This is a genomic window from Nostoc sp. DedQUE12b (assembly GCF_034530835.1).
In the GTDB taxonomy this organism is placed as follows: Bacteria; Cyanobacteriota; Cyanobacteriia; order Cyanobacteriales; family Nostocaceae; genus Nostoc.
This window is the reverse complement of sequence record NZ_JAVRCI010000028.1, coordinates 1-15,914: the sequence shown is the minus strand read 5'-3', so window position 1 is coordinate 15,914 and position 15,914 is coordinate 1. Positions and strand designations below refer to the sequence as shown.

The 15,914-nt window shown below is 43.5% G+C and carries 11 protein-coding genes and 1 pseudogene; 6 read left to right on the top strand and 6 right to left on the bottom strand.

Translation table 11 applies throughout. From position 1 onward, the window contains the following. The first annotated feature begins 1 nt into the window (after position 1). Positions 2-337, top strand: coding sequence for a XisI protein (locus RMY16_RS15760; protein ID WP_094353379.1), 336 nt, complete (start codon positions 2-4; stop codon positions 335-337). A 100-nt stretch (positions 338-437) separates the two neighbouring features. Here the strand turns inward: RMY16_RS15760 and RMY16_RS15755 are convergent, their stop codons facing one another. Beyond that, positions 438-1,244, bottom strand: coding sequence for a pentapeptide repeat-containing protein (locus RMY16_RS15755; protein ID WP_322737191.1), 807 nt, complete (start codon positions 1,242-1,244; stop codon positions 438-440). Positions 1,245-1,254: 10 nt separating this feature from the next. Continuing rightward, positions 1,255-1,896 carry a hypothetical protein gene (locus RMY16_RS15750; protein ID WP_322737190.1) on the bottom strand — a complete coding sequence of 214 codons (642 nt, stop codon included), beginning with the start codon at positions 1,894-1,896 and terminating at the stop codon, positions 1,255-1,257. A gap of 389 nt (positions 1,897-2,285) precedes the next feature. On the opposite strand from RMY16_RS15750, the pseudogene RMY16_RS15745 reads away from it, so the two are divergent. Both RMY16_RS15745 and RMY16_RS15740 read left to right on the top strand, forming a co-directional pair. Continuing rightward, positions 2,286-2,933 (top strand): annotated as a pseudogene (locus RMY16_RS15745) (nitrogenase component 1); the annotation flags it as partial. Between the two features lie 50 nt (positions 2,934-2,983). After that, a complete protein-coding gene (locus RMY16_RS15740) occupies positions 2,984-4,237 on the top strand; it encodes a glycoside hydrolase family 10 protein (RefSeq protein ID WP_322737227.1) in 1,254 nt (417 codons plus the stop codon). 63 nt (positions 4,238-4,300) lie between these two features. Here the strand turns inward: RMY16_RS15740 and RMY16_RS15735 are convergent, their stop codons facing one another. Both RMY16_RS15735 and RMY16_RS15730 read right to left on the bottom strand, forming a co-directional pair. Further along, entirely contained in the window at positions 4,301-5,782 is a 1,482-nt protein-coding gene (locus RMY16_RS15735) for a site-2 protease family protein (protein WP_322737189.1), read from the bottom strand. 927 nt (positions 5,783-6,709) lie between these two features. Next, the gene (locus tag RMY16_RS15730; protein WP_322737188.1) at positions 6,710-9,427 is read right to left on the bottom strand and encodes a DUF3536 domain-containing protein; all 2,718 of its coding nucleotides are present in this window, start codon (positions 9,425-9,427) and stop codon (positions 6,710-6,712) included. Positions 9,428-9,958: 531 nt separating this feature from the next. On the opposite strand from RMY16_RS15730, the gene cax reads away from it, so the two are divergent. Beyond that, positions 9,959-11,050, top strand: a complete 1,092-nt coding sequence (gene cax / locus RMY16_RS15725; protein ID WP_322663323.1) for a calcium/proton exchanger — start codon at positions 9,959-9,961, stop codon at positions 11,048-11,050. A gap of 51 nt (positions 11,051-11,101) precedes the next feature. On the opposite strand, the gene RMY16_RS15720 is transcribed toward cax, so the two are convergent. Beyond that, complete coding sequence (locus RMY16_RS15720; RefSeq protein WP_322737187.1) at positions 11,102-11,224, bottom strand: hypothetical protein; 123 nt, start codon at positions 11,222-11,224, stop codon at positions 11,102-11,104. A gap of 550 nt (positions 11,225-11,774) precedes the next feature. Beyond that, a complete protein-coding gene (locus tag RMY16_RS15715) occupies positions 11,775-12,740 on the bottom strand; it encodes an acyltransferase (protein WP_322737186.1) in 966 nt (321 codons plus the stop codon). 59 nt (positions 12,741-12,799) lie between these two features. On the opposite strand from RMY16_RS15715, the gene RMY16_RS15710 reads away from it, so the two are divergent. Further along, positions 12,800-12,955 (top strand): hypothetical protein, encoded by a 156-nt coding sequence (locus RMY16_RS15710; protein WP_322663327.1) that lies wholly within the window; start codon positions 12,800-12,802, stop codon positions 12,953-12,955. A gap of 260 nt (positions 12,956-13,215) precedes the next feature. Then, positions 13,216-15,914: DUF4347 domain-containing protein (locus RMY16_RS15705; RefSeq protein ID WP_322737185.1), on the top strand; the 2,699-nt coding region annotated here is incomplete at its 3' end.

The following is a 15,914-nucleotide window of genomic DNA, read 5'->3' as shown; positions in this document are numbered from 1 at the left end:
AATGGATACCTTAGATAATTATCGCCAAATCATTCAAAAAATATTAAACGAATACGCCCAACTCCCCTACGCTTACGGAGAACTAGAAAGACAGCTAATTATAGACCAAACCGCCAACCATTACCTACTACTAACACTAGGCTGGGAAAATAATCAACGGGTGCATGGTTGTTTAGTCCATATTGACATTATCAACGATAAAATCTGGATTCAAAGAGACGGTACAGAATACGGTATAGCCAACGAACTTGTTAACGCTGGTATTCCTAAAAATCAAATTGTTCTCGCCTTCCAACCAGTCGATGTCAGGCAGTATACTGAATTTGCTGTTACTTAATTAAGCCTAAAAACTAAGCTTTACATAAATTTTATATACTTTTTGTGGGAAGAGATACCCCAAAAAATGAATCTAAACGTCAATTCCTTGTTCTTGTAAACTAATATTTTGTTAAAGTGTTAGGCATAATTGTTTCTTGAAGATTTACGCCGCTGAGGTTAGCTCCCCGAATGTCGGCTCCTCTAAGGTTAGTTCCTCTAAGATTTGCCCCTGCCAAATTCGCATCTTTTAGGTTAGTCCAGCTCAAGTCAGCTTGACTCAAATCAGCTTCACTTAGGTTAGCCCGCAACAAGTATGCACCACTTAGGTGAGCCTTGGTCAGATTAGCTTTATATAGATCAGCTTTGTAAAGATAAGCCCCTAAAACTTCTGCTTCGTACAAACTCGCCTCGCTGAGGTCAGCCGCAATCAAGTTAGCTTCAATGAGGTTGGCAAAAGAGAGGTTAGCCCGCATCAACTTTGCTGCACCTAAATCGGCATCTCTCAAGTTAGCGCCTTTTAAGTCAGTACCAATTAGATTAGCAGATGCGATCGCAGCACCCCTAAGATCCGCTTGACTTAAGTCAGATCCAATCAAATTGGCATGACTCAAATCTGCCTGAGTAAGTATAGCGCCACTCAAGTTAGCAACACTAAAGTTAGCCGCACTCAGGTTAGCTTCATTCAGGAGGGCTTTGTAGAGGTTGGCACTACTGAGGTCAGCACCACTAAGATTTGCTCGCACGAGTAAAGCATTACCCAAATCGACTTTTCTCAGGTTTACCCCCTGGAGGTTTGCACCTCTAAGGTTATCGCCATGTAGATTCGCGGCGCTGAGGTCTGGTTCAATCTGGGGATTTTTCTTTCTCCACTCAATCCATTTAACTGCACCTGCTTTGAGTAAAGTTAGATGCTCTCGATTTGCCATTTTCTCTCCTTTACTCCTGACGCCCACCCAGAGAATTTACCCGACCAGCGACACTTTCAATAGCCGTTAATGCTCCTGCTGCTCCTGCTAGAATATCCTGTTCTTGTCCACCTAAGTAAAGTCGTCCAAAACTACCTACAGCTTGAACTTCTAAAATGTTAATCCTCGCTGCTTTCTCCGCTTCATTGGCAGCCAGTGCGGCGTAAGCAGCAGGCTCCACTTCTAATACATACAGCGTTTGACCTGCTAGTAGTAGCTGTCCTCGGCGCGTGCGATTAATCAGTTGTGTTTGATAAGCATCGATGTTGCGGATAATCTGACTAGAAATAACACGCGGTTTCAGACATTCCTCTCTTTTGACTCCCAGTGCCGCCAAAATAGCTTCACCAGCAGCTCTGGTTTCGCCTTGGGAGCTAGAATGAACTTCCAATAGTCCGTATAGTCGTTCAACTACCTGTACTCCCGGACGGACAGAGGCAGATTTCAGGGCTATATCTGTAATCTTATTAATTTCGATACCAGGAGAGATTTCAATCCACAGTGATGTATCTCCTGGTAATGGTAAGAAGCCTTGGGCTACTGTTCCCATATATGCTGCATGTTGAGGTTGCAGGTTGTCGAGAAATACGAAACTGCGTAATTCTATGCCCAAGATTTTGCTCTCCAGTCGTGAGGGTAAAAGTTATCTATATGCAAGATATAAGCGCCTAACTTGACAATATAGGGTACAAAGGAGCGCAAAATCCGTCTAACGGATCTACACCCGTGTGTCAAATGGCAATTATAGAAGCTAATGCTTATTTAAAAGACCATTGTCGTTCTACTTTGATCGGACGACATAATTTTTGTTTAACACGGCTGCTTTGTAAACATCTTGACCCTTTTACATTACCCCAGTTTTACTCCAAAATATTTCCCCAACATCTCCCAACTGGAACCGCAAGGATTAGATCCCAATGAATATGGCTCTTTCTAGCTCAAGTTGTTTTTATTTTCATTCCTATCCTTCCAATCAGGTAAATAAGCAGATATAAAGCACCTAATGGTACTACTTTGACACAGTTGCGATCGCTTGGCAGTTCTGTATTCACTTTGGCACTAGGTGATAGTATGCGCGGTGGGGCGCAAATTTTGGAGCAGAGATTCAATATACCTTATGAGGTATTTGGCGAATTGACGGGACTAGCAGCAGTAGATAAATTCTTGCAAGCTTTGGCGGATATCAGTGGTGTCAGCGTACCGGATAAATACCGCCATCAACGCCGTCAGTTAAAACATGTGATCTTGGAAAATCACTTTTACTTTGGTTGCAAGCGAGTTTCTTTGGCGCTAGAACCAGATTTGCTTTGGTCAACAGTTTCTTTTTTGCGATCGCTAGGTGTGCAGATTCACTCAGCGGTGACAACAACACGCTTTCCTCTACTAGAAAAACTCCCGATTCATAGCGTCACCATTGGCGATTTGGAAGACTTTGAGCAATTGGCGGTTGGGTCTGATTTACTAATTACCAACTCTCATGGAGTAGCGATCGCTCAACGCTTAAAAATTCCTCTCTACCGCCAAGGGATTCCCATTTTTGACCGCTTAGACTATGGTCAGCTCACAAAGGTTGGCTATGGAGGTACTATGCAACTTTTATTTGATATTGGCAATCTGTTTTTAGAGCAGGAAACAAAGGTTAAGCATTAATATTAGTTATCCCAATGTTTCCTTCACTGACACAGACATTTTAAATAATGATGAAAAGGTTTGTAGAGTGGTGTGTTGAGTTTTCTTCTTGGTGGAATATTCGCCAAAGTAGAAAATCTCTTTTGTTTATCGTTATGCTGACCTTAAGCGCGATCGCTACAATGATGTTGTCGTTCCCCTTGAACGCTCAAATTAATCTGCCGTCAACGCCAAAATCTGAGTTAAGGGGGGTGTGGTTAACCAATATTGATAGTGATGTGTTATTTGAGCGCGATCGCCTCAAGGGATCTTTGCAACGCCTTGACGAACTCAATTTTAACACTATATATCCGGCGGTTTGGAATTGGGGATATACATTGTATCCTAGCAAAGTTGCCCAAAAAGTTATCGGGCGATCGCTCGATCCCACACCCGGACTCAAAGGGCGAGATATCCTGAAAGAAATTGTCGATGTGGGACATCAAAAAGGATTAACAGTGATTCCCTGGTTTGAATTTGGCTTCATGGCACCAGCGGATTCTCTATTAGCTAAAAATCGTCCCCAATGGCTCACCAGTCGCAGTAATGGGACTCGGATTGTCAAAGAAGGGACACATAATCGCGTTTGGCTAAATCCCTTTCGTCCAGAAGTACAACAGTTTATCCAAGATTTAATCGTTGAAATTGTTAGAAACTACAATATTGATGGTATTCAATTTGATGACCATTTTGGCTTACCATCAGAATTAGGATACGATGCTTATACGGTGGCACTTTACAAGAAAGAACACCGTGGTAAAGCTCCTTCCAAAAACTTTAAAGATCCAGAATGGGTGCGCTGGAGAGCTAACAAAATCACCGAGTTTATGAAGCGGGTATTTACAGCCATTAAAGCTACTAAAAAAAATTGCCTGGTTTCTGTTGCTCCTAATCCTCAACGTTTTTCTTATGACTTCTTTTTAGCAGACTGGCAGAAGTGGGAACGAATGGGAATTATTGAAGACTTAGTTTTGCAGATATATCGCGATGATTTGAATGTTTTTATCAGCGAATTAGAGTATCCAGAAGTGAAAGCGGCAAAGAGGCATATTCCAGTGAGTGTGGGCATTTTGGCTGGGTTGAAAAATAGATCCGTGCCGATGCAGCAGATTCAGACACAAGTGCAAAAAGTACGCGATCGCAATTTTGCTGGAGTCTCTTTCTTTTTCTATGAAACCCTCTGGAACATGAGTAAAGAAAAGCCTCAAGAGCGTCAAACTGCCTTCCAGAAAATTTTCCCCACACCAACGGCTTACCCGAATTTGCTAGCAGGCTGGAAACCGTAGAAATGTACAGAGTGAGGAGATAGACAAAGTTCTTTAAACTCCTAACTCCTCACTCAGCACTCTCTATCCTATTCCCAAGCGCCCAGCCAAACCGGGAGTTAGGGGTAGAAGCGTGGTAATCATCAAGAATAGAGCCAAAAGACCCAAAGCGGCTCTAGCATCATCAGGTTCAGTGACTTCATTCAAGCTAGGGCGTTCTTGATCTCGTTGCAAAAAGAAAATCACGATCGCCCAGTACATGGCAAGAGTATTACCAAGAGATACTAATGCCAGTAAAATTAAGGTTGCGATCGTTGCTCGTCCTGCGGTTTTGCGTCCATAAATCGCCTGGATAATGCGTCCACCATCGAGTTGTCCGGCTGGCATTAAGTTCAAAGCATTAATTACTAACCCCAGCCAACCAATTATCACTAAGGGATGAACACTTACCAACGACGACTGCAAAGCCGAACCAAGGACAACTCGCGCCAAACTTACCACCAAAATCGACCCTTGGAAAAACTGATTTGGCAATTGAAATAAACTACCTGGGCCAGAAAGCACCAAGCCCGTCACCAGCATTAACAAAGAAACAATCCCACCTGCGGCTGGCCCTGCCAAGGCGATATCAAATAATACCTTGCGGTTGGGCAATAGAGACTCAAAGCGGGTAATTGCACCGAAAGAACCAATTTGCACAGCCGGCAGAAAGAAAGGCCAGCTAAGACGGATTTGGTGACGCCGAGCAAGTAACCAATGACCGATTTCGTGAGCTACTAAAATCGCAAATATCCCAGCGCCTATGGGCAAAGCTTCTTGAAACCGCCCTGGATTGCCAAAGAAATCAAAATTCAGCAGTAATCCCGCAGCTTCTAAACTTGTGCCAATGGTCGCTATCAACAGAATACCTGCAAAAGCTTTTTGCGATAACAACATCGGCCGGGGATCGTTGCGACTCGGCAGGACAATTACCACTGGTTTACCGTCTGTATTTTCCACTAAAAACAGACGATATCGATCGCCAAGGCGTTGTCGTAAACTTGCAGTTAGACGGTTGTGAGTCTCTTCTGGTTCTCCCCGCAAATTGCCTTTGAAAATGGCTCCATCTTGGTAAGCGATCGTTTCTGTAGCAAAAAATGTATCGATACCGAAAATACCTTTAACTAAATTCAAGTCATCTTCCGGTATCGGTGGGATCTCCGGTTTCAGTTCTGCTGCTGTTGGTTGTGGGGAATTTGCTTCAAGTGAGGAAGCCGCAGCGAGTCTTTCTGTGGCGCGTTGCTTGAGGATGGCATCTTGCCCAGCTGCGCGTAACTGTCTGCCCAAATAAACGTACAATCCGGCGGATGTCACCACTAAGAACAATATACCCGCTATATTGATGTAAATCCCTGCGGCAAACAATCCAAAAAACAGGAGCCAGGGAGTCATCAACACCACCGACTGTAACCAGGCTAAGATTCCCAGTTTACCAAAAGGTCTGGCGCGATAAAAGCCCCAGCCCAAAATGCCTAAAGCTACCAGTAGGATTGCCGCCAGGATAGAAGTTTCTGATAAAGTAAACATCTCCAAACCTTTGCTATTGAGACTAAGCCAGAACAAGTCCGGTATTGCAGATACACTTATTAATGTATAACGTTGCCTGTCCTCTGCTCAAATTATCTCGCTTTAAGTCTAGTTAAACGATTGTTGAAAATGTCATATTTGTGGACTGGTTCAATTAATGGTGTCAAGTTGTAAATTTGGGCAACTTGGCTATTTTATGATTTTTAATTGATGTGGTTGATACAGTTGCTAATGAATTCGAGATAGAAGCTGAAAAAATTTCAATTGAGATGTTATTCCGCTCATTTTATCACTTTTATCACGCCTATAATCAAGAACTTTGGGCGTTGCTGAATCAAAGGATGATTCTTGTAGGGTGGGCGAAACGAGCGCCCTGAAATACAAGGGACGGGCAAGATGCCCATTCCACAAAACTAGCAAAATCATCCCGCAAATATGCAACGCCGAACTTTGAAACGACCTTATTACTTATCTTAGCTTCTCCCCAAAATCAAGATTTGGGCGTTGTTAAATATCAACCAAAATCTGAACAGCGAGACACTTTGGACTTATCTCCACACCCCACTTGACATTTTGGCGTAGGCGTAGCCCGTCGTAGACATCGCTTGAAGTTGTCACCAATAGTTTTTAGCCGGGAACGAGGTTTTTTAAGTTGATACTAATGTATCACTGTCAATACAGTTCGGATAAGCATTTTTCACTTTCCTTGTGGTCTGGGGAATGGGTTTGCGGGTAAAGGGTAAAGGATGTATTCAAAACCTTTCCCCTTTCCCCTTTAACCGAACCGTATTGGTATCACTGTGAGTTCCTACATCTATCCCAATACTTTTCAGGTTTTGGGGGAAAGAGGAAAGGATTTGAATTTACCTTTCCCCATTGCCCAGACAAAAAGAGAGATTATTGGGTTTATCCGAAAAGTATTGACATCTATCTCAACTGATTTGAGATCGAGCTAACATCAACGGCTAATTTTTTACCCAACTTGAGCAACTGAAGACATTGATTATCTGCTTCATTACCAAGGCTAGTGATACATACTGGCGCTATCTGACTGTGCAGACAACTAAAATATAGTTCCTGCGATCGCTGTAGGGAAATATCAATATTTAATTGATCCCCGACATCAATCAATCGTTCCAATAGTTGGATATCTGCATTAAAACTACCATTGGCATCATGCAACAATTGCCAGAGCGATCGCGCAATTAACTGTTCTAACATCTGCTTTCCGTCGGGAATATTCAGCCGACAACGCAGATGTTTTGCTTCAGTAGCGATCGCCTCTAATTCCAAGATGTGATTCCAACTCTTTTGGGGATCGGCAATATCTTGCTCAAGCGATCGCAATGTCATCAAACAGCGATGCCCTAAAGCAATATCTGCTGCCACTTGCAATTCTTGCGGTACTGCAATTTCATCACGATGAAATGCCATCAGCACACCGTAATTGTCACGGTAAGCTTGAGTATACAACTGTCCTAAACGTGCCAGTGTTTCCTGACTCAACAGCCGCATAATCCGGTGGCGTTCTTCAGCAAATAGATTTTGCAAGTTAAAAGCTTCTTCCCCAAATAGCTGTGTCATTGCCAAGATCGTATGAGCCGCACTTGCTTGTTTTAGCGCCCCAAACAGCTTTTCTTTTAATTTGCTGTAGTCACGCCGCCCAGTAAATTGTTGAATGCAGCAGTGGAAATCCCAGCCTCCCAAATGTAGAACCGCAAATACCAAATGCTCACTTTCCCAAGTAATCTCTGATACCAGCTTTAAATTTCCCACAGCCAGAGTTAGCGATCCCATCCGTTGCAGTTGGTAATCTAGCTCATTGGCAGCATAGCAATAAACCCGCTTCTGGTAACGCTGAGACTGTTTGTCAGCAGCATCTTTTCTCGGTAGAGAATTGTGCGTTTCTGCTGGTTTCTGATTGGTAAACAGGGAAGTAATAGCGTAATGGGCTGCTACTTGCTTAAAGCCAAGTTGGGCAGTTAAGACGAGTTGCCGATAAATTTCTGCACCGTGTTTGAACTGATCGACATTACTGGGGGCTAAACCAAGATGTTTGACGAAGCCTTTTTCCAGTTGCACACCAGCCACTTCCCCTGCCAATTCCAAAGCACGGGCGGCATAGCGCAGAATTTGTGTCCCCTCTGGACGAGAAATTTCTTCAAAAAACCAACCACAACTAGTGAACATCAACAAAGCGTGACGCTGCATTTCCAATAGGCGCAGGGCGTCTACTTGTTCGGCTGCGGTTAGTTTGTGGGTTTGATGACGGGCGAGGAAACGGTTGACATTGGTAGCAGAGCGATCGCGCATTACTTGGATATATTCATCTCGCGCTAGCCAGGGATCGCGAAATAACTGTCTACCATGTTCTGCATACACTTCAGTTAGCTGATCCCGCAGCCAATTTAGGGCATCCCGCAGTGGACGACGCCATTTCTGATGCCAAACTGAGCCTTCCCCACCGCAACCGCAGTCATCCTCCCATCTGCCGACACCGTGGGCGCAACTCCAAGCTGTGACTGACTTTAATTCCACTTCCCAACTGGGAGAATTTAAGCTGAGGTAGTGGGCAAAGTTCGTTACCGTCCAACCCTGTTGCGGAAACTCTTTGGTAAAGGCGTAGGCTAAAGTTTTCTCTGTTCCCTTTTTGTGGTGTCCAAAGGTTTCCCCATCTGTCGCCACAGAAATTAACTGTGCCAGACGATGATCCCCACGCACTGCTGAACCGATACGTCCGGCAAAGTGACTGGAATTATAAACGACATCACTAAAACCCATGTCCCGCGATATCGGGCCATCGTAGAAGAAGATATCAATGTAGGGTAATTCTTCTTTACTACCATCGTTGGGGCTAGTAGCGATCGCACTCAGAGGTGAAGATGAAGTGTCTAGTGTGGGCTTCAAATAACAACGATAGGGACGGGTAGAGTCAATCTGACTACCACCAACTTCGATCCATTCAGGATGGGGACGATCTGGAGTCGGGAGGGGACGGCAACGCAATGCTTGAGACGGTGCTAGGACAATGAAGCGAATACCCTCAGCGACAAGAGCTTCTAAGGTTGCGTAGTCTACAGCAGTTTCTGCTAGCCACATCCCTTCGGGATCGCGGCCAAAGCGGGAGCGGAAGTCTTCTTTACCCCAGCGAATTTGGGTATATTTGTCGCGTTCATTCGCCAGAGGCATGATGATGTGATTGTATACTTGCGCGATCGCATTACCGTGACCATGCAAGCGTTGGCTACTCTTGGCATCCGCCTCTAAAATGCGCTGATAAACTTCCACATCGTAGCGTTCTAGCCACGACATCAGCGTTGGCCCGATATTAAAACTGAAATACTCATAATTATTGACGATCCCCACCACTTCGCCTTGGTCATTTAAGACTCTGGCAAAGGCGTTTGGACGATAGCATTCCCAATGAATCCGCTCATTCCAATCATGGAAAGGTGCAGCGCTCGGTTGGCGTTCAATTGCGTCCAGATAAGGATTTTCCCTTGGTGGCTGGTAAAAATGACCATGCACCGTTACATAAACACCATTAGCCTTTCTCAGGGGATCAGTTTCTTTGGTGTTATTGGGATCTGAATGTAATGTTAACGTTGAGCCAGAGCTAGCTGGCATTTCAGCAGCAGAAGTCATGTATATTTATCCAAAACAAAAAACTTGCAGTTGCACCGAAAATATTGTGCGTAAACCTTTCTACAATAGTTTGCACACAAAATCCGGTATAAACAACAACTATGAAACCCAACCAAATTTTTGACAAAGCGGTCTTATTGTAGTGGGAAATCTGCGTTATCGCACAGCCCTTTCCCTGAAGGCTTAAAATAATTAGCCATTGAACAAAGCCTCAGTTAGGGGTTTTTTCTTCTTTAGCGCCAATCAAAATTTTAATTGTCTTTTAATATATTAAACCCCATTTTTGATGTAATATTTTGGCTCAAATTCATAGTTTTGCAACAAAAGATTACAAGAACTCATTATATCGCAATTTTGCTTTACACAACATCCGCAGCGTTGAATAGAAAACAGTACAATTTCTGAATTGCTCTACAGGCGGTTGAGAGTATCCTATGGGAGTGCTGAGTGAAAGTAATTGTTAATTCAACACTCCAAATTTGAAACTTAGGATTGCTCGCTGTGAATGATACCCTCAACTTAAGACAACAAATGTCAACCAAAAACATTATTCTTTTCGCTTTACTACTGTTTATCCCGGTTTCTGTAGCAGCTCACTTTCTGGAATGGGGAGAATTGACAGTTTTCATTACAGCTGGATTAGCAATTCTGCCCTTAGCAGCTTGGATGGGTACAGCGACAGAAGAAATTGCCGTGGTGGTTGGGCCATCGCTGGGGGGCTTGTTAAACGCCACCTTTGGCAATGCTACAGAATTAATCATCGCCCTAGTAGCGTTGAACGCTGGGTTAGTAGATGTAGTCAAAGCTAGTATCACGGGATCGATTATTAGCAACTTACTACTGGTGATGGGTTTTTCCATGCTTTTGGGAGGACTGCGCTACAAAGAACAGACATTTCAGCCAATCGTGGCGCGGGTGAATGCTGCTTCGATGAATTTGGCAGTGATTGCCATTTTGATGCCAACAGCAATGAATTATACTTCTCAAGGAATTAACGAACAAACACTGCAAAATCTTTCTATTGCTGTTGCCGTAGTTTTAATCTTGGTTTATGCCCTAACGCTGCTATTTTCGATGAAAACCCACTCCTATTTGTATGATGTGGGTGTAGCGGAGACAGAAGAAGAGGAAACCCCTCACGCGAAACCAAATATGATTTTGTGGGTTGGCGTGTTGCTAGTATGTACTTTACTAGTGGCAATTGAGTCAGAAATGCTAGTAGATTCCCTAGAAGTGGCCACATCTCAGCTAGGTTTGACGGCGCTGTTTACAGGGGTGATATTGGTTCCCATCGTCGGTAACGCGGCTGAACACGCTACAGCAGTCACCGTGGCAATGAAAAATAAGATGGATCTTTCCCTTTCGGTAGCTGTGGGATCAAGTATGCAGATTGCCCTATTTGTTGCACCTGTGTTGGTGATAGCAGGGCGGGTATTAGGTAAACCAATGGATTTGGATTTCAAACCCTTTGAATTAGTAGCTGTGGTTGTGTCAGTGCTGATTGCAAACAGTATCAGTTCTGATGGTAAGTCCAATTGGCTCGAAGGCACTTTGTTATTAGCTGCCTATACAGTATTGGGGTTCGCCTTCTTCTTCCATCCAGTTATGGAAGGTATGGGGTAATTTAGCAGTGTGACACCGAATAGCCCGTCGTAGCGATCGCACTTGATGATTTTAGATTTTAGGATTGCTGAGAATTGCAGATTGAAAACAAGCGATCGCTTTTTCTAAATTGTTCTCAGCTACTTGGATAATATAGCCGTAGTCACACAGATTAGGACAGTGTTGATTGCTCAAAGTCTTGAAAAAACTGGATTTTTACTCAGCACTCAGCACTCAGAACTCAGCACTTAGCTATACCTAAATTCTTATGTGCATACTCATATTTATGTTGAATTGTCAATGCCTGTTTTTAACTAGAACAGCTTGGTTAGTTTGTCCTTAATTGTCCGTAATTACCCCCAACTGATACCAAGCAGGATATTGTTGGGCGATCGCTTCTGTAAATTGTAGTTGTTTTTCTAAAGCTAATGCTTACTGGTAAAGCTTTTCTGCAAGAGAAATGAGGTGGATTTTGCTCTTTTATTCCCGCTTGTCATACTAGATCAAGAACCAGTATTTTTACTGTTAATTATAAATTCTCTTTGTATATTTTTATATAAATTAATTGTCTGCCTTATTGAAAATATATGGCAATAAGCATTAACAACCTCAGTAATTCATCCTCTAATAATCCTGTACAATCCCAATCAGTATCAACTGATGAGAGTGAACCTAATTAGTAATAAAAAATTCTCCTTTACTAGATAGGTATAATCAAAAGAAGTTTTCCGTCTATCAACATCCTTTAATTGTGTTGTTTTCTAATTTTTTTACGTAAAGCAATTACTGGCTTCTCAAAACAAAAAAAACCTATTCCTGAAAGAAATATAGAAGTTAATAGCATTACCAATATCCACTGAAAATTCCAGCGTATCTCTAATTGCTCAAACTCAAAAATAACTAAATAATGAGATAAAAATAATCCGTAAGATAGATTACCAAAAAAATCATCTAAATATGTTCTTTTAGTTTTTATTAACAGATGTATAGACATAATTCCTAATATTAATCCTGTTAAAACTTCTCTATTAAAGGGTAATATCAAACGGGAATCTAAAAAAGTTGCTGCTAATAATAAGCAAGAAAAAATTAATGTAAACTTGACTGGTTGATTTGTATTAATATTATTGTTCTTATATAAAAAGCTACCGCAAATAAAGATAAATGTTGTTCCAAATATTAATCTATAACCAAAATAATCTGTGTGAATAATTCCCAAATAAGCCATAAAGAAAATTATATAGGATAACAAAAAAAAAAGTTTTTCTAACTTATATATTAATATAAATGGAATTAATATATAAAAACATCCTTCAAGACCTAGCGACCATGCTGGAGGAATAATCATAAATTTCTCTCCTACCCAAGGAATCATATAAAATCCCATAGGTATTATCAAAAGATTTTGTAATAATCCAATTTGTGAAGGTTGACTGAGATAATGTGAGTTTAATCCAAAATTATAATAAATAATTAAAACTGTTATTATGTTAAATAAATACTGCGGATAGATTCTAAAAATCCTATCAAGATAGAACCAAGCAATTTTTTTAGGATCAAAATAATTTTTATATATCAAGGCTGTCATTACATATCCACTTATAATCAAGAATGATATTACAGCTATCACTCCGGGGTTTAAGCCGTTTATAAGCACTCCTGCATGACTTATGGCAACAAAGATTGATAACAAGAAACGATAGATTCCCATTGTTATTCCTTTTATTTGAGAAAATATGACGGTAAAGCTGGTTTCCGTTCTTTATTACTGTGTATATCTGCGTAGATGCGAAGCGGCTTGCCGTTCGCGTAGCGTCTCGTAGAGAAGGCATCGCTTCTTCAATTGCCTCTTTTGGGATAGCTGTTTCTAAGGCTTTGAGTACCGTACCTGATTTAACTACAGGTGAGATCAATGAGAATTCTTGAAGTTGCATTCAAGCTCAGTGTACTTGAGTAATAACCCTCAGTTTATCTGGTTTTTGCTTTAACCGAACCTTATTGCTGTATTAAGTCTGGCTACGCTTACGCATCATCTTAATACACATCATTATTCTTACCCCATATATTCAGTATACTAGTTAAATTTATACTTATATAATCAGCATAATTATTTAAGCGTAATCACTGCTATATGAAAGTAATATTATTTTAATTTTACACGGTTATTATCTGTGTATTATGTAGTTATGATGTTGTCTTCTGTTTTCTTCCTGGAGATAAACACAATGTCTTTTGAGCTTCCCCAGTTGGGTACGTCTTCTACGGATGTGCTGTCTAAAAACTGCCTTGCGCCTGTCTTGGACGAAGGCAGTTTGACAACTTCTTTAACGGGACTGGGACGATCCAACCAATCTCTCTTGTTTGTCGATAAGTCAGTGACGGACTATGAGCAGTTGCTGGCGGGTGTGACTACGGGCACGGAGATCCATGTGCTTGATCCGGGACAGGATGCTGTTACCCAGATTACCAACACCCTGCTGGGGCGGCAAAACATCGCCAGTTTGCATATCGTTTCCCACGGGGAAGCGGGGGGAGTGGATTTTGGTAGCAGCGCCCTTAACCTGACCGATCTGCCTCAGTACGCAGATCAGCTAAAGACCTGGAGCAAAGTGCTGGCAAACGATGCGGATATTTTGTTCTATGGCTGTAACGTTGCCCAAGGCCAACTCGGTCAGACGTTTGTCCAAAACATCAGTCAGATTACAGGAACCGATGTTGCCGCCTCCGATGACCTGACGGGCAATAGTTCTCTAGGCGGCGACTGGAATTTGGAAGTTGCAACAGGAACAATTGAAAGCTCCCCAATTTTCAGTGCTGATGTTCTAAACAGCTATCAAGGAACCCTGAAATATACTCTCACTGTTTCTGACACCAGCAGCTATACAGAGAATGCTACCGCTGGCTTGGTTGCCCCTAACTTGACCGTGACTGACCCTGACAGTGAAAATCTCGACGGAGCTAGAGTCTCGATTGGCACTAACTTTGATATAAACGATCGACTTGGCATTGCAGGACAAAGCGCTACCAGTGGCACGATCAATGACTTGACTTGGAGTTACAATACCACTACGGGCATTCTGTCCTTCACGGGTGTCGCATCGGCTGCGATTTACCAGGAGGCACTACGACAAGTAACCTACAGCAATATTAGTGAAAATCCCACAGTAGGCGATCGCACCATCCAGTTTGCCTTGGGCAAAAACCTGGCAAACCCCGATAATGGTCACTTCTACGAATTCGTCAATGCCGACAGCTCCATTTCCTGGACAGCGGCTAGCGATGCAGCCGCAACTCGCAACTATTTTGGACTCCAGGGCTATTTAGTGACTGTTACATCTGCGGCTGAAAGCAGCTTTGTCTCTAGCAAGCTTCAAGGGCAGGGCTGGTTGGGAGCCAGCGACACGGCGGTAGAAGGCCAATGGCGCTGGGTCACGGGTCCTGAATCTGGTCAGCAATTCTGGCAGGGACTCGGCAACGGTGGTTCTCCAGTGGGTGGAGGGTATAACAATTGGAATTCTCTAGAACCAAACAATTCAGGCGATGAAGATTATGGTCAATTCCTGCTAAACGGGAAGTGGAATGACCTACCGAACAACCCTGGTTCCATTTCCGGTTATGTTGTTGAATATGGTGGGCTTGAAAGCGATCCAGCCCTGCAACTGACTGGCAATGCCACTGTCACCGTTACCGCAGTTAACGATGCCCCAACGATCGCCGCTCCCGCTAGCGTCACCGTTGTAGAAGACAGCACCACTGCCATCACAGACATCACCTTTGCCGATGTCGATGCCGATTCTGGCAGTGTCACTGCCACCTTTAGCGCGGCGACAGGCACTCTGGGTGCCATTGAGAGCAGCGGAATCACTGTAGGTGGCACATCCAGTAACCTCACCCTGAGCGGTACGATCGCCAACCTCAACGCCTTCATTGCAGCCAGCAAACTCACCTACCAAACAGTGTTGAACTCCAACACCGCCGTTGCTCTGGGAGTCAGTATCAACGATAACGGCAACACACCTGCGCCCGGCCTCACTGCCACGAAGAACATCGCGATCAACATCACTCCTGTCAACGATGCCCCTAGCTTGACTGGCAATGCAACACTGGCAGCCGTGACACAAAACACCATCAACCCCAGCGGTAGCACCATCACCAGCTTATTTAGCAGTCTGTTTACTGACCCTGATACGGGTGCCAGTCTGAGTGGTGTGGCGATTGTTGGCAACACTGCCGACAGCAACACACAAGGTCGATGGCAATACTCAATTGACGGCACTACCTGGGCAAACGTCGGTGTAGTTACCGATGGTGCCACCGCCCTGGCGCTCTCTGCTAGCACACTGGTGCGTTTTGTCCCAGCAATTGGTTATAAGGGCACTCCCTCTGGCTTAACAGTACGCGCCCTTGAGAACTCCTATAGTGGTGGATTTACGAATAGCACCACACTAGTTACGGTCAACACGACGACCAATGGTGGCACAACGGCGATCGCTGCTACAACCGTTGCTCTCAACACCAGTGTGACCCAGAGCTTGCCCAATCTACTGTGGCGCAACAAGGCAACCGGGCAAAATACCATCTGGGAAATGAATGGCTTCTCTGTGCAAAGCAACAACTTGATTACCCAGGTGGCTGATCAAAACTGGCAGATTGCAGGTACAGGCGACTTCAACGGCGACAGCAAATCTGATATCGTCTGGCGCAACAAGGCAACCGGGCAAAATACCATCTGGGAAATGAATGGCTTCTCTGTGCAAAGCAACAACTTGATTACCCAGGTGGCTGATCAAAACTGGCAGATTGCAGGTACAGGCGACTTCAACGGCGACAGCAAATCTGATATCGTCTGGCGCAACAAGGCAACCGGGCAAAATACCATCTGGGA